The sequence below is a fragment of the Cysteiniphilum sp. genome, from assembly GCF_057495195.1.
In genome coordinates this window covers 101771-117526 of sequence record NZ_JBXTEF010000028.1, presented here as the reverse complement: position 1 = coordinate 117526, position 15756 = coordinate 101771, and the positions used below count along the sequence as shown (strand labels likewise).

Below are 15756 nucleotides of genomic sequence, written 5' to 3'. Positions count from 1 at the left end.
GCCCTAGCTTGGTCGAGCTTTCAGACTTTACAAGGAGAAGAATTAAATGAATAGAAAAGATCCCTATAAACCTATGTTGCAAAGAGGGGAATTGAGCCTAAGTCAACTTTGAATTCCCCTCTTTGCAAGAGGGGTGCTTAAGCTTGCGAGGCGGGGTGTTGAAATAATAGATGCCTAATTTCAATTAAAGGAATAATTTATGCAAACATTCAAAACACATTTTAATGTGATAGCAGAGCATATCGACGCTAACAAACATGTTAGCAATATCGTCTATATCAAATGGATGCAGGATATTGCGGTAATGCATTCAGACGCCTGCGGTTGGAATACCAAGCGTTATCATCAATACCATTGTACATGGGTTGCCAAAACCCACTTTATTGACTACATCAAGCAGGTTTTCTTAAACGAGGTTATTGAGGCTAGAACGTGGGTTGATGAGATAAAGCGCTCAACCGCACTACGCAAATATGAATTTATCAATCAACGCGGTGAAATCGTTGCCAAGGCTGAAACCAATTGGGTTTTTATCAACACTAAAACCCAGCGCATTCAACGCGTATTACCCGAAGTGCGTGAAGACTTCGAGCGCTTTAGGTCATCTGAATATAATCAAGCAGCTGACTTGCTAAATAACGATGCACCGTTGTTGTAGGATGCATGCCGTTATAGAATAAAAAGCCATTACAATACGGCAAACCTTTCGCATCGGCACAGGTTAAATCAACAGGTTTTGTAATACCAATATTTGCCAACACATTGTCTTTATTAAAATAAACATCTAAAAATAGTCGATCGATTGGAAAGACATGATTGGCAGGGAATTCACCTAAAGTCTGCAGCACAAGATTAGTTTGCAAACTTAAGTTATACATTTGTGAAATGGATGAAATCACTGCTAGCACACTTTGACGCATCATATGACTATGAATGTGTTCATCAATTAAATTCGTCAATGCTGGCACCATTGAAAAATTAGGCAGATCAAGCACATAGATATTTGCTACAGGCACGCCATGTTGCATCAATATTTTTACCGCTTTAACGATATTATCAATTGGATGCGCAATTGCTTGACCATTTTTTGACGCAATACGCACGATATTTTGATAAAAATCATTACCCCCAGCCCATAAAATAAAAAGCGTTTTTGGGTTCGGCTTGTTATTGACATTAGCAAGATATAATTGCAACTGCTTTAACATGCCTGGCACACAATTATAAGTGCCATAATCACCCACACCATTGATGCATTGTTCACTCCTATCACGTGCCCATGTTGTATCCGTTAAATAATAATCACCGGTCTCAGCCGAAGCTGTTGCAAATGACGCATTATGATCAAAAGCCATATTAGGCTTTAACGCTTTAATATTGTAAAACTTATCTCCCGCAGTCGTTGGCATCTTAGCTAAAAAATAATTAAACCACGTCTTACGTGTTGGGGCATTTACACTTAATTCACTGGTAATTGGTGCGCCAATTTTATCGGTAATACCACTGGGTTTAACCCAATAGTTATTGCCAACACTTTGTCCATGGTAAGCACTATCACTTAAGCTATCGCCAAAGACGACAACATTCGCAAAGTGCTTTGCTTGAGGATCATTAACCCTCTCCTCAGCTTGACGCTTAATTAAGGCAAGAATCGCAATGACAATTACAAGGGCCGCAATCAAACTCCAAAAAACTCTCTTTAACATCCTAGTCTCCCTCTTAACGCGCGCCAAAAATAGTGCTTCCTATACGTAGCATCGTGCTGCCTGCGGCAATCGCTGCTGGCATATCACCACTCATGCCCATTGATAACTCTTGCAGATTAAGCTTAAACTTTTGGTTTATATTGTCTTTACATTGAACAAGTTTATCAAAACTTACTAACTCTTTATCATACTCTCCAGTGTCCTCAAGCATACACATCAAGCCGCAAAGTTTGAGATTAGGACAATATTTCACAATATAGTCAACTAGATGCTCAATTGTATCGCTATCATTAAGCATAATGCCTGATTTTTGTGGTTCAAGATCAACATTAATCTGAATCAGCACCTGCATTGTTTTACCCAACTCAGCACAGTGACGCTGTAATTTCTGAGCATGTTCAATGCTGCTAAGCGTATGCACCCAATCAAAATATTGTGCGATTTTTTTAAGCTTATTTGATTGCAGACGCCCAATATAGTGCCATGTAATATCCTTTGGCAATACGGGGATCTTGTCAATTGCTTCCTGGACAAGGCTCTCAGCAAACGTGCGCATACCCGCATCGTAAATCACACGCATCGCCTCAATAGATTGTTTTTTTGATACGGCTAATAGTTTTGGCTTGATCATACAATCAATAGTTAATAACTCAATCCGTTGTTGCAGCTTTGATAAATTTTGTCGCAATCGCACTTCTTGATCATGATTCATCTGCTATAGTCTTAGAGGGTATAGTTAGTAAGAAGGATATCTTAACATGAACCTCACGGAATTATTATCGCTTTGTATTAGCAAAAAGGCATCGGATTTACATCTCTCAAGTGGTGCTAAACCTAAGCTACGCATTGATGGACATATTGAATCTGTCAGTGATGAGCTATTAATTGAAGAAAACCTTGAGAGCTACTTACATGAAGTCATGAGCCCAGAGCAATATCAACATTTCCAAGGAACATTAGAATATGATTTCTCTGTCCATTTGCCAGAGCTTCACTCACGTTTTAGGGTGAATGCCTTTAAACAAGATCGCGGCAGTGCACTTGTTTTTCGCGTGATTCCGGAGAGTGTTTATACATTGGATGAGCTTGAAGCACCTGAGATCTTCAAAGAAGTGATGCATAAACCACATGGGTTGATTGTCGTTACTGGTCCCACAGGCAGTGGTAAAAGTACGACACTTGCCGCAATGATTGATCATATTAACAAAACTGAAAAAGGACATATTATCTCGATTGAAGATCCGATTGAGTTTACCCATAAATCACAGCAATGCCTCATCAATCAACGTGAGGTTAAACGTGATACCTTAAGCTTTAATGCAGCTCTACGTGCGGCACTACGTGAGGATCCAGATTATATTCTAGTTAGTGAGATGCGTGATGTTGAGACCATTCGTTTGGCTTTAACCGCCGCTGAAACAGGGCATTTAGTATTTGCCACCTTGCATACCTCATCAGCACCTAAAACGATTGATCGGGTTATTAATGTCTTTCCTGGGGATGAGCAGCCAATGATTCGCTCGATGCTCTCAGAGTCTTTGCAAGCTGTTATTGCTCAACGACTTATTCGTAAAAAAGAAGGCGGACGCATCGCAGCACATGAAGTGCTCATTGCTAACACGGCTGTACGCAATCTTATTCGCGAGAATAAAATTCCTCAGCTTTATAATGTGTTGCAAACCAGTCAAAATAAGGGCATGCAAACCTTAGAGCAGGCATTAACCAAACTCTTTAATCACGGGATAATTGATGCTGACGAGCTTAAGAAATACAACACCATACAACAACCAATGTCCTAATTATCGGCGCCAAAAATCCGGTGTAAATAATACTAAAATCGTAAAGACCTCCAAGCGTCCCAAGAGCATTGCAAAGTTCAAGATCCAATGCGCCTCAGTTGGTAAGGTGGCATAATTCACCCCCACTTGCCCAAGACCAGGACCTAAGTTTGAGATACTTGCTGCAACAGCAGAGAATGCCGTCACCGAATCAATGCCGACCCCCATCATACATAACCATAAGATCACGAACAAAATAAAATAAGCCGCAACAAAACCCCAAACACTACTCATGACGGTTTCTGACATGACTTTATTGCCAAATTTCACAGGAAAAACGCCCGCAGGATGCACCAAGCGCCTTGCTTCACGAAAAGCTTGTTTTCTTAAGAGTACCGCGCGCACGATCTTAAGTCCGCCCGAGCTTGAACCCGCACATCCACCAATAAGACCAATAACCATTAATAAGATTGGCAAGAACAATGGCCATAAATGGTAATTTGCATCCGCTGTAAAGCCCGTGTTTGACACAAATGATGCAACTTGAAATAAGCCATCCCAAAACGCGCGATCATTGCTCTTCGTTGCATCTTGTGAGATCAATGTTAATACAACAATCACAATCATCGAAAAAGCAAAAAAGATATAAGCGCGAAACTCAGGATCACGCCAATAGACCTTAAGTGATAAACGCTTAAATGCAGTAAAATGCAGTGCAAAGCTTGTCGCACTAACCATCATATAAAAGATACAGATCGAGTAAATCAACGGCGTTTGACCACTCATAGATGCATCCGTTGGCGCAAAACCACCGGTACCAATCGTTGAATAGGCATAACAGATCGCATTAAACCAATTCATTCCACCGAATTTGTAACTGATAATACACAGCACAACGAGTAACAGATAAATACCCCACAGCACTTTGGCCGTATCAGCGATTCTTGGGGTTAACTTATTCTCTTTCCATGGACCATTGGCTTCAGCGCGATATAGCTGCATACCGCCAACACCAAGCATTGGCAGAATTGCCACCGATAAGATAATAATCCCCATACCACCTAACAGCTGCGTTTGCTGACGATAATATAAGATACTCTTAGGCAATGAATCAAGACCATGGATGACCGTAGCACCCGTCGTCGTAAACCCTGAGATTGATTCAAAAACCGCATCAGAAAAGCTCAAATGCAAACCATTTGACAACATATAAGGAATCGCACCATAAAACCCAAGCACTGACCAAATGGCAATCACGACAATAAATCCATCTTTAACCGTCAACTGCTTTTTTGACTTAGAGCTAAGTGCCCAAAAGACAACCCCTGAGATCAATGTAATTAAGAAGCTCGATAAAAAAGGTTCGCTATTATGTTCATGATAAACCAAGCTGACGATGATCGGTGTTAACATCGTCAAACTAAAGAACATCAGCAACATGCCTAATACTTTAAAAATAGGGCCTGGGCGCATAAATTTGCCTTACGGTTGTACATGGTATAGGTTTTTGTTAGGCATTCTAGTATAATCGCCAACAAAATAGAAACAACAACTTAGATAAGTTATGTCCATTATTCTTAAAATGCTGCACCTTTTTGACAATAAAAAGCAACGTGAATACGTCAGTAATGCCGGAGATTTTCTTGCCAATTACGATCGCGACTTTCCGACACGCTCGCAATCACAAAAAAAAGAAGCACAAAAGCATCGTAATATTTTCAACCGTAAAACAGATGATCTGTTCTAAATCTTAATGACTATTTCAAAAGATATGCCCCTATTACAAGGGCTTTTCAGTTATCGAGCTTATGATCGCTTTGGTGATCGGTGTGATTTGATCTGCCCCGTCAATTTGATATAAAATTTAACCTCTTTAAGACTCTTTGTGTATCTCTAACTATAACCCCAAATATGGGGAATATTATAGTTGCATCAACAATCCTCTGCTGCAGAACCTGTTACTGAAATATTACAAGGTAGTGCTTTCTTGCAAATACCTAAGCGTACACGCCCAATTGTATTAGTTATGACTGATCTATCAAATCTCTGCGCCCCTTGATTGTCAACGGTTGCACAATATCTTAACCCTCCATTAGTTGCTGAAAGACCGCTTGGTCTATATCTACGCATACTAGAACTTGTGCTGTAAATAAAGGCACCTTCACTAGGTGCCTCAATCGTTGTAATAATACGGTCAACATCAGTCGACACTCCATCCGAGCTTGTAAATAAAATCAAGCGATTATTACCCCAGTTACTTGCTGGCACTGCCGCACACGTAGCACCATCCGCGCTTGGACACAGAAAGACGTTGACCGCTTCTGACATTGCAGTGATTCGGCCTAACTCTAAAGCCGCTTTAACTTTATCTAAATAAATTTCTGAATTAGCACGTCCAAAGGTGCCAATCATCATAGGCACAGCAACTGCAATAACAATTGCCATTACAACAATAACAACCATCCCTTCGATCAAGCTAAAGCCTAAGCTTCGAGCATATTTATTATTTTCGCCCTTTTTTCTACTTTTTCTCATGTTCATATTGCAATTGACTCCATATTCCCTATAATGTGCCCTGTCTTAGGGTCGTTAGCTCAGTTGGTAGAGCAGTTGGCTTTTAACCAATTGGTCGCAGGTTCGAATCCTGCACGACCCACCATTTTTACATCATTTTATGATCATCATAATATCTTCACTAATTTTAGTCGACAATGGACAGTGGTACAAAGAGAATATCTACTTTTAGTGGCTTTTAGAAGATGTTATACCGCTTATAAATCATTCAGAGGATTTAAATGCGATTTCCCTGTCAGTCTTCATGCCAATTTGCAATCTGTGCTACCGCTTAAGTTCAAATATCGTTATAATCGCTTGCGAAATTTTAGTTACTGGAGTTACGCATTTTAGTAAAAACTATAATTTTATAAACACCCCGTCATGCTAAAGAAATTAAAAACCATAGTAATAGGTGAAAAAAATATGACACAAACACATACCGCAAAAGCGCTATTTACCACACCAAGTCTTATTGGGCAAAAAGTCACCGTTAAAGGCTGGTTAAGAAGCCGTCGCGACTCAAAAGCTGGGCTTTCTTTTCTAGCTATTCACGATGGCTCATGCTTTGATCCCATTCAGGCAATCGTTGAAAGCACACTTGCTAATTACCAATCAGAGATCTTGAGTCTAACTAAAGACTGCGCGCTTGAAGTGACGGGCACATTGGTTGCATCACAAGGCAAAGGACAAAGTGTTGAAATCCAAGCGGATAAAGTCATTGTTCATGGCTGGATTGATAACCCTGAAACCTATCCGGTATCACCTAAACGCCATACCATGGAACACTTAAGAGAACATGCACATTTACGCGTTCGTACTAACTTGATCGGTGCCGTTTCGCGCATGCGTCATACTTTAGCCAATGCTATTCATAACTTCTTTAATGATGAAGGCTTTTTCTGGGTTAACACACCCATTTTAACTTCAAATGATTGTGAAGGTGCTGGTGAGTTATTTCGTGTTTCAACATTAGATCAGTTGAATTTACCTAAAAACGATCAGGACAAGATTGATTACACTCAAGACTTTTTTGGCCGTGAAACATTTCTAACGGTCTCTGGGCAATTAAATGTTGAAACTTATTGTATGGCGTTATCCAAAGTCTATACCTTTGGCCCAACATTTCGTGCGGAAAACTCAAATACCTCACGCCATTTGGCTGAGTTTTGGATGGTTGAACCTGAGCTTGCTTTTGCTGATCTGAATGATGATGCTGACTTGGCAGAAAATCTCTTAAAATCAGTGATTAAAACCATTATGCATGAGCGCCAAGATGATCTAAAGTTCTTTGATCAGTTTATGGAAAAAGGCCTGATGGATAAATTAAACTCTGTTGTTAACAATGACTTTATTCGCGTTGAATATACAGATGCCATTGAGATCTTAAAAAGCTGTGGCAAGACATTTGACTATCCGGTTGAGTGGGGCTTGGATCTACAATCTGAACATGAGCGTTTTTTGTGTGAAGAGCATTTCAAATCCCCAGTCGTCTTAATGAACTATCCAAAGGATATCAAAGCCTTTTATATGCGTTTGAATGACGATAATAAAACTGTTGCAGCAATGGATGTATTGGTGCCGGGTATTGGTGAGATTATCGGTGGCAGTCAACGTGAAGAACGTCTTGAAGTACTGGATAAGCGCATTGCTGAAACCGGTGTCGATGCTGAAGGCTTATATTGGTATCGTGATTTACGTCGCTATGGCACAGTACCACATTGTGGCTTTGGGCTTGGTTTTGAGCGTCTATTGGGCTATATCACTGGTGTACCGAATATTCGTGATGTGATTCCATTCCCACGCACCCCAGGGAATGCAAAGTTTTAATTCGCTCTAACTTCCCCCTCACCCGCGCAGCTTAAGCTGAATGAGAGATCCCGCAAGGGGCAGGTACTCACCAATATTCATATTCACCTAGTAGTTAAGTGATTAGTAAGGGCATTTATTTGAGAAAGCAAAACACCCCCCTATTTAAATCAACATTTACCCTTAGTTTCATCACACTAATTTCACGTATCTTGGGATTTATTCGCGATATGCTTTTTGCGAAATACTTTGGCGCTACTGCGACAATGGAGGCTTTTTTGGTTGCCTTTCGCGTACCTAATTTTATGCGCCGCTTGTTTGTCGAAGGATCATTAACACAAGTGCTCGTGCCAAGTTTAAGCAAACAATCATCTCATAAACGTTTAAATTATTTATTCTCTACCTTGCTCAACATTATTGCCTTAGCAAGCTTTTTGATCTCATTAACAGGTATTATCTTTGCCAGCATTTGGGTGATGATTTTCGCCCCTGGCTTTTATCATGATCAAACGCAATTTGTTCTTGCCAAAGAATTGCTACAAATCATGTTTCCCTATGTGTTTTTCATTTCCATTTCCGCGCTTTTCTCTGCTCTTTTGAATCGCTATGAGCATTTTAATATTCCGGCACTCATGCCCTGCATACTAAATATCTGCATGATCAGCTTTATCCTAAGTGCTTCGCATTTTAGAGTACCGATTTATGCTGTTGCTTGGAGTGTGTTTATCGCAGGATTCATTCAAAGTATCATTCTATTCATATGTGTAAAACGATTAAGTGTTAAACTCACACTGAGTTTGCGCAAACCCAGTTATCATTTAAAGCGCATATTAAAATCACTATTACCCGGTATTCTTGGTGCTTCAGTCGTGCAAATCAGCTTATTGCTTGATACTGTTTTTGCCTCATTTCTAGCCGTTGGCAGCTTGTCATGGCTATATTATCCTGATCGATTAAATCAGTTTCCTTTAGGGATTTTTGGCATTGCAATTGCCACTACCATCTTGCCGAAATTAAGTAACATTAAAACCTCAGCACATAATTTTAGTCAAATCGTGAGTTGGGGGATAAAACTTAGCCTGATCATCACCATTCCTGCAGCCTTTGCGATGAGCGTACTATCGGCACCGATTCTCATTACGCTATTCCAATATGGTAAATTTAGCGCCTTTGATGTCATTCAATCGCAACGTGCCTTGATCTGTTTTGCTATTGGACTGATTGCCTTTGTGCTTATCAAAGTATTTATCTCAGCACTCTATGCCAAAGGACATACCAAAGCGGCATTAAAGATTGGCGTGATCTGCATTATCTGCAATATTCTAAGTAATATTATATTGATCTTAATCCTTAAAACGCATCATTTAGGTTATCTGGCATTAGCCATCTCAACAACGATTACCGCAGCTATTAACGCATTGTTATTATATCTCACATTAAAACGTATCACCCATGCGCACCTTGATCTTGCGACATTCACGCTTATTGTCAGAGCCATTATCTCAGCAAGCGCTATGCTTATTATTTTATATTATCTTAAACAGGATATAGGTTATTGGTTAGCACTTAGCTTTAAAAGCCGAGTTTTACATTTATCTATGATCATAGGTGTTGGCATCTTTAGTTACTTTGCTTGTTTATTCTTAGTAGGTGTGCGCTTGAAACATATTAAGCTTAGCGTATAGTCATTGCTGCCATTTTCGATTACAATCACGCCTTAGATTAATGACTTATATTAAGGAGAGGCTGTGAAAAAAAGTACCAGACTTTATCTCAAATCACTTATTCTAATGACTGCAGCATTTACGGTGCCGAGCTTTGCGATTACCACCTACACCGTTAAATCCGGTGATTCATTATGGCGCATTGCCAGTAAACACAGTATCTCGGGCATTCCTAACAAAGATATGATTGCTGCAATTAAAGGAATCAATGCCAAAGAAAACCCCTCAATTAATGATAATATTGTTAATATTAATCAGAAGCTTTTAATTCCAAGCACTAAAGCTGAGCTTGAAGATGGTTTAAAACTTTATAACCTAAGGCATACACAATACCTCACCCCTAAAGCGCCTGCACCTGCTCCAGTCAAGACTAAGCCAACGGTTAGAGCGCCAAATACAACTGCAGAACCAGAGCACCCAAACACCAGTGCACCCACGCTTGATAATCAGCAGACTGCAGTAATCTCTAGTAACAACACACCTAGCAGCGCTAATAACTCAATAGATAATACCAACGAAAACACGCAACAAGGTGTCGTTATTCCTATGGCAAATACAGACGATCAATCACAGAATGCCAATGACACACAAACCACCGTCACTACCGAAACAAAAAGTGATGGTAGCAAATGGTATATTATTCTATTAATTATCATTATTGCCCTGTTAATATGGCGTCGCCGCTATAAACGTAAGTCATCAAGGTCAACTGATGATAAACGTCAATTAAAAGAGCAGTTTTATGCCAAACAGCCTGAGGTCAAAATTAATATTGACACACCAGTTAACGCATCAAATGATAAAAAGACCACCAAGAAGAAATCCAAAGATGAACTTGTGAACCTTCTTAAGAAGGCAGATGAATTAATTGAAACGCACGATATAGCTCAGGCTAAAGCACTCTTACAAGAAGCGTTAAATAGCGATGCTAAGAATTTAAATATTCGTCTTAAGATCTTGACAGTCTACGCTGCTGATGGTGATGAGATTTCATTTAATAGTGAGCGCGATTACTTGGCATCTAATCTTTTACCTTATGATGATAAGCGTTGGCAAGAAATCAACGCGCTTTATAATAAATATTTTGGTATTAACTAATTGAAGTTACACACTTTAGAAAAAAGATGATTTTATAAACACCCCGTCAGCCCACGGTTGCCACGCCTCTTTCTAAGAAGGGTGCCAAGTTTGCGAGGCGGGGTGTTGTAATAGAGAAAGTATGTCACTCCAATAACTAAGGATAACTAATGGACGAAAAACTACTACAACCAAGCAAGAAAGCCTCTAGTGGCAAACAAACCGTTGCCATTTTGGTGCTACTGATCCTTGCTGGTGTCTTACTGTATATGGCTTTTATTTTCTTTGCTAAGTTTCAAGCTTATAAGAAAATTTCAGAGAACTTAAAAGTTGAACTACAAAGCAATTACAATCAATATCTAGCACTTAATCACACCACAGTAAACAATGTCATTCATATGCATAACTATAACTATGCACAAACGATCAAAGCACTTGGTGGTGTGTTTGGCAATATTCAGTGCACAACAAAATATAGTTGTGAAATCAACGGTATTCTTTATCAATTTGATGTCAAAAACCAAGGCAATAATACACGTATCTCAGGTTATCATGCTAATTTATCCGATGCGACAGTAAAGGCTGCAGATAATAGTTTTGTTGTGGCGCAAACTTATTCAAAGTATTTTTAAATCCATTTTCATTCTTTGCTGTCAGCTTAATCTTGCATTCCATTCGTTCATTTGTATAATGCCCAAGACTTTTATCAAATAAAAAATAAGGAAAATATAAATGGCTATTGAAAGAACACTTTCGATTATCAAACCTGATGCGGTTGCTAAGAATGTTATTGGTCAAATTTACTCGCGTTTTGAACAAGCAGGTCTTAAAGTGATTGCGGCTAAAATGAAGCAACTATCAGCAGCTGAAGCAGGTGAATTCTACGCTGTGCACAAAGAGCGTCCTTTCTACAATGACCTTGTAAAATTCATGAGCTCAGGTCCTGTGATGATTCAAGTATTAGAAGGTGAAAATGCTATTCTTAAGAATCGTGATTTAATGGGTGCAACAAACCCTAAAGAAGCGGCTGCTGGCACGATTCGTGCTGATTTTGCTGATAGCATTGATGCTAATGCTGTCCATGGTTCAGATGCCGCTGAAACGGCTGCTGTTGAGATCGCTTTCTTCTTCAGTGGTTTAGAAGTTTGCGCACGTTAATTTTTTGATAGATTATTGTTTTTAGTTTGGGTATAAATTACCCTGCATTTTTTTATTAACTTTTTCCTATTGGCAATGCCGGCAAACCCAACTCTTCTAAAAACTTATTGTGCTTAGTCGTTGACGCAATAATATTTTTTTCGATATCGACAAGAGATTTATTAATTGCTTGTAAATCAACTTTCTCCTCAGGCTTGGCAGTGCTCACATATCTTGAGATATTTAAGTTGTAGTCATTCTTTTTGATTTCTTCCATAGAAACGCATCTTGAATAACGCTCTTCTTCTTTACGAAATTGATAAGTTTCAACAATTTTATTTATATGTTCTGGCAATAAACGGTTTTGTCGTTTACCTTTTTCAAAACACTCACTGGCGTTAATGAAAAGAACATCATCAGGCTTTTTGCATTTTTTCAATACAAGGATACAAACAGGGATCCCTGTTGAGAAAAATAGATTGGCAGGTAGACCAATCACAGTATCAATATTATTATCCTTTAAGAGCTTAGTGCGAATATGAGATTCTGCACCTCCACGAAACAGTACACCATGAGGCAAAATAATCGCCATTGTTCCCTCATCACCTAAGAAATGAAAACCATGCAGTAAAAAGGCGAAGTCTGCCGCAGACTTAGGCGCCAGACCATAGCTTTTAAAGCGAAAATCCTCGCCCAAAACTTCAGTAGGCTCCCAACGATAACTAAACGGGGGATTAGCAACAACCGCATCACATTGCAGTTTTTTAGCGGGATTCATTTCATTGAGTATGTCCCAGTCATTAAGCAATGAATCACCATGATGGATGTCAAACTCAGAATATTTCACCCCATGCAACAGCATATTCATCCGAGCAAGGTTGTAAGTAGTAATGTTTTTTTCTTGTCCATAAATTTTACCAATGCCGTGATTTCCCAGTTGATTACGTACATTTAATAACAATGATCCTGAACCACAGGCAAAGTCTAATACCTTATTGAGCTTTTTTTTCTTGCCCGCTGCAGGTTCCTGACTATCCAGTGTGACAATTTCAGATAATATGGTTGAAATTTGCTGTGGCGTATAAAACTCACCTGCCTTTTTACCAGAGCCTGCTGCGAATTGACCAATCAGATATTCATAGGCATCGCCAAGGGTGTCACTATCGGTTGAGAATCCTGAAATTTCTTCTGCAATTTTGCTAATGATCGTGCAAAGTTTGGCATTGCGAAGTTTATAGTCTCTGCCCAGCTTCTCAGAATCCAGATTAACCTCTGAGAACAAGCCCTGAAAGCTATTTTCAAAGGATTTAGTTTCAATGTACTTAAAGCCTTGCTGTAATGTAATTAGCAAATCATTATGCTGCGTTCTAGCAAGCTCAGCGACACTGCCCCATAAATAAGTAGGCTCAATCACATAATGCACTTTACGCCGCATTTGCTTCTCAAATTCAGTAATATCATCTTTGTTTTGTTCATACCATACGCTTAACGGGGTACGATTATCATCTTGCTCTAGCTTCGGATAATCTAAACCTAGCTCTTTTTTCGCCGCCACCTCATAGTTATCTGACAGATAGCGTAAGAACAGGAATGACAGCATATAATCACGAAAATCATCAGCGTTCATTGCACCACGTAAATTATCGGCAATACTCCAAAGGGTTTTCCCCAGATCTTTTAATTGTTGTTCGGTCATAATTTTGCCCTTTTTGTACTTTCACTAAATATTTCTGGTAGCTCAAATTGAAAGCTATCGATGAATTTTTCAAGAATTTTCCGAAATAAGTCTTGATTATCTTCACCCATTGGCGTTGGCTCATGAATAGCATATTTTCCATGACTCAGAAGATTAAGGGCACGGTTAAACAAAGCACTATTCTCATCACTATCGATAGCCTTAAGACAAAAATTAATATCTGAGTGACCAAAGAAAGCTGCAGTTTTCTCCATAATGCTACGCAAGGCGTTGAAATGAAATGTATAAAGCATCCCACTATCGGGCTCTGCTGCTTTTTGTAGCTCCGACAGTGTGGCAACATGGTGAAAATATGGCGTATCTTCAGTAGCGCGAAGCGTATAAAGATTATCACTCTTGGCACGATGGAGAAAATAACGTTTATGCCTTACTTTTGGCTCATTTTCTTTTGTTCTACCAATCTCATTGCACATGACATTAAAGAATAGCGAATGATGTGAAGAAACCACAATTTTCATCGGATTAGAAGCGCCGCCATCATTCATACGATTTGCTGCGCGACGGAGAAGTTTAGCCAAATCACAGGCGACTGAGATTGCATTGTTATCGTCAAGTGACGACACAGGATCATCAATGTAAATATATTTCACCCATTGATAAGATTCCTGACCATCAAGTACACGCTCGCAAATTGCCATAAATATGCACCAAATAAAAATACTTTCTTCACCTCGAGAAATTTTAATATTTTCTTGCCCTTCTTTACTGAATTTTACAAAGTGAGGCTTGGTAAATGATTCGTTTCCTTGCCTAATTTCTTTATATTCAAAATCAAAGCCAAAGTCAGCATAGCGACTAAGATAATCATCAATTGTCGGTTCAAGCCCCAAATTAGTAAATCCATCAAAGAATTTGGAGAATTGATTCACTTTTAGCCCGCGAGCAGCGTCATTTTCCAAATCGTTATCCCACGTAAACAAATCCTCGGTAAAAGCATTAAAATAAAGCGTGTCCGGTTTTCCTGAATTCTTTCTTTTTCCTTGATCTTTGAAATCCATCGACAATCGAGTTTTGCCTGTACGATTATATGCATATAAAAGAACAAGCTCCTTATCATTTAAATCATCGCGCAGGCGAGTGACCAGTTTGCTTAAATTCTGATAGGTTTGCATTTTACTCATACACCCATCCCTCCCGTGCTAGGAAAAATCTGCTGCATTAAACCTTTTTCATCGGATTTTAGGAATTTTATATCGTTCTGTTTATTCATCACGTGTTGACTCTCTTATTAAACGCTTCTCGCGAGCAATTTCAGCAGTTAACTCTTCTTCAGTAGGAAGTATACGCTGATACTTGGAAGCAAAAAGCTGCTGACTTTCCTTGATCACGGAGTATTTAACTATGGTTTCATCTTTACTATCACAAAGAATGATACCAATAGTAGGGTTATCATCTTCACCACGCTTAAGGTCATCAAACATACGAACATACATATCCATCTGCCCTATATCTTGATGAGTTAGCTTGCCTATTTTCAGGTCGACAATAACAAAGCACTTAAGTAGATAATTATAAAATACCAAGTCAATATAAAAGTGGCTGGTCTCGCTACTGATGCGCATTTGCCTTCCTACAAACGAAAATCCCTTGCCCATTTCCAACAGGAATTTTTGTAACTCATCAATAATTGCTTGTTCCAGCTTGCTTTCTTTTAACAACTCACGTTCAGACAATTGTAAGAACTCTAATACATAAGGGTCTTTAATAAAATCAAGCATTTGGAGATTATCTGGCTGCCTTGACTGAACATGGGCAGATTGCGATGATAGCAAACGCTGATAGCTTAGGCTTTTAATATTTCGCTCTAGCTGTCGAACACTCCATTGCTGGCTGATAACTTCTTTTAGGTAATAATTTCGCGCTTCATAGTTATCAACACGCATGATCAAACGATTATGACTCCAACTCAATTTGCTACACAATGTGTAGCAAATCTCTTGATCTGGATAGGTTAAGTAGAATTGTCGAAAATTACGCAGATTGGCATAAGAAAAACCCTTGCCAAATATCGCCGAAAGCTCAACCGAAAGGTTCTCTAATAAACGCTGACCATATTTCGCCTTTACATCTCCTTGTTGCTCTTCCTCAACGATACGCTGACCAATTAACCAATACGCCTCCACCATAGCAGAGTTTATTGCCGAGCGCGTTTTACTACGCGCTCGCTCAAGAATAGACTTAATATCCTGATGGAATACGGTTAATCCCTTCATATA

Annotated in this window: 16 protein-coding genes and 1 tRNA gene; 10 read left to right on the top strand and 7 right to left on the bottom strand. The window is 39.2% G+C overall.

The genetic code is table 11. The features are described from left to right. Window positions 1-199 precede the first annotated feature (199 nt). Complete coding sequence (locus ACY10D_RS03180) at window positions 200-658, top strand: acyl-CoA thioesterase (RefSeq protein WP_486999329.1); 459 nt, start codon at window positions 200-202, stop codon at window positions 656-658. On the opposite strand, the gene ACY10D_RS03175 is transcribed toward ACY10D_RS03180, so the two are convergent. Further along, window positions 597-1706, bottom strand: coding sequence for an SGNH/GDSL hydrolase family protein (locus tag ACY10D_RS03175; RefSeq protein ID WP_486999328.1), 1110 nt, complete (start codon window positions 1704-1706; stop codon window positions 597-599). The two genes, ACY10D_RS03180 and ACY10D_RS03175, sit on opposite strands and share 62 nt — an antisense overlap. 13 nt (window positions 1707-1719) lie before the next feature. Continuing rightward, a complete protein-coding gene (locus tag ACY10D_RS03170) occupies window positions 1720-2418 on the bottom strand; it encodes a YggS family pyridoxal phosphate-dependent enzyme (RefSeq protein WP_486999327.1) in 699 nt (232 codons plus the stop codon). A gap of 46 nt (window positions 2419-2464) precedes the next feature. Here ACY10D_RS03170 and ACY10D_RS03165 point away from each other — a divergent pair, with 46 nt between their 5' ends. Beyond that, window positions 2465-3505, top strand: a complete 1041-nt coding sequence (locus tag ACY10D_RS03165) for a type IV pilus twitching motility protein PilT (protein ID WP_486999326.1) — start codon at window positions 2465-2467, stop codon at window positions 3503-3505. Here ACY10D_RS03165 and ACY10D_RS03160 read toward each other — a convergent pair whose 3' ends face one another. After that, window positions 3506-4957 carry a potassium transporter TrkG gene (locus ACY10D_RS03160; protein WP_486999325.1) on the bottom strand — a complete coding sequence of 484 codons (1452 nt, stop codon included), beginning with the start codon at window positions 4955-4957 and terminating at the stop codon, window positions 3506-3508. Between the two features lie 91 nt (window positions 4958-5048). Between ACY10D_RS03160 and ACY10D_RS03155 the strand changes: the two genes are divergently transcribed. Both ACY10D_RS03155 and ACY10D_RS03150 read left to right on the top strand, forming a co-directional pair. Next, on the top strand, window positions 5049-5231 hold the full coding sequence (locus ACY10D_RS03155) for a CBU_0585 family protein (RefSeq protein ID WP_151192829.1): 183 nt from the start codon (window positions 5049-5051) through the stop codon (window positions 5229-5231). A gap of 22 nt (window positions 5232-5253) precedes the next feature. After that, the gene (locus ACY10D_RS03150; protein ID WP_486999331.1) at window positions 5254-5322 is read left to right on the top strand and encodes a prepilin-type N-terminal cleavage/methylation domain-containing protein; all 69 of its coding nucleotides are present in this window, start codon (window positions 5254-5256) and stop codon (window positions 5320-5322) included. 94 nt (window positions 5323-5416) lie between these two features. On the opposite strand, the gene ACY10D_RS03145 is transcribed toward ACY10D_RS03150, so the two are convergent. After that, the gene (locus ACY10D_RS03145) at window positions 5417-6025 is read right to left on the bottom strand and encodes a GspH/FimT family protein (RefSeq protein ID WP_486999324.1); all 609 of its coding nucleotides are present in this window, start codon (window positions 6023-6025) and stop codon (window positions 5417-5419) included. Between the two features lie 42 nt (window positions 6026-6067). Between ACY10D_RS03145 and ACY10D_RS03140 the strand changes: the two genes are divergently transcribed. The 6 genes from ACY10D_RS03140 (at window position 6068) to ndk (ending at window position 11805) form a co-directional block, all read left to right on the top strand. Then, window positions 6068-6143: transfer RNA gene (locus ACY10D_RS03140), tRNA-Lys, on the top strand. Between the two features lie 320 nt (window positions 6144-6463). Continuing rightward, the gene (gene asnS, locus ACY10D_RS03135) at window positions 6464-7867 is read left to right on the top strand and encodes an asparagine--tRNA ligase (protein WP_486999323.1); all 1404 of its coding nucleotides are present in this window, start codon (window positions 6464-6466) and stop codon (window positions 7865-7867) included. 119 nt (window positions 7868-7986) lie between these two features. After that, on the top strand, window positions 7987-9531 hold the full coding sequence (gene murJ / locus ACY10D_RS03130) for a murein biosynthesis integral membrane protein MurJ (RefSeq protein WP_486999322.1): 1545 nt from the start codon (window positions 7987-7989) through the stop codon (window positions 9529-9531). A 63-nt stretch (window positions 9532-9594) separates the two neighbouring features. Next, entirely contained in the window at window positions 9595-10668 is a 1074-nt protein-coding gene (locus tag ACY10D_RS03125; protein WP_486999321.1) for a type IV pilus assembly protein FimV, read from the top strand. A gap of 149 nt (window positions 10669-10817) precedes the next feature. Next, window positions 10818-11279 (top strand): hypothetical protein, encoded by a 462-nt coding sequence (locus ACY10D_RS03120; protein ID WP_486999320.1) that lies wholly within the window; start codon window positions 10818-10820, stop codon window positions 11277-11279. Between the two features lie 100 nt (window positions 11280-11379). Beyond that, on the top strand, window positions 11380-11805 hold the full coding sequence (gene ndk / locus ACY10D_RS03115; RefSeq protein ID WP_486999319.1) for a nucleoside-diphosphate kinase: 426 nt from the start codon (window positions 11380-11382) through the stop codon (window positions 11803-11805). A gap of 55 nt (window positions 11806-11860) precedes the next feature. Here ndk and ACY10D_RS03110 read toward each other — a convergent pair whose 3' ends face one another. The 3 genes from ACY10D_RS03110 to ACY10D_RS03100 form a co-directional block, all read right to left on the bottom strand. Beyond that, the gene (locus ACY10D_RS03110) at window positions 11861-13480 is read right to left on the bottom strand and encodes a type I restriction-modification system subunit M (protein WP_486999318.1); all 1620 of its coding nucleotides are present in this window, start codon (window positions 13478-13480) and stop codon (window positions 11861-11863) included. Then, window positions 13477-14661, bottom strand: a complete 1185-nt coding sequence (locus ACY10D_RS03105) for an AAA family ATPase (protein ID WP_486999317.1) — start codon at window positions 14659-14661, stop codon at window positions 13477-13479. Before ACY10D_RS03105 ends, ACY10D_RS03110 begins: the two co-directional genes overlap by 4 nt. Before the next feature lie 81 nt (window positions 14662-14742). Next, window positions 14743-15753 (bottom strand): PDDEXK nuclease domain-containing protein, encoded by a 1011-nt coding sequence (locus tag ACY10D_RS03100; protein WP_486999316.1) that lies wholly within the window; start codon window positions 15751-15753, stop codon window positions 14743-14745. Window positions 15754-15756 lie beyond the last annotated feature (3 nt).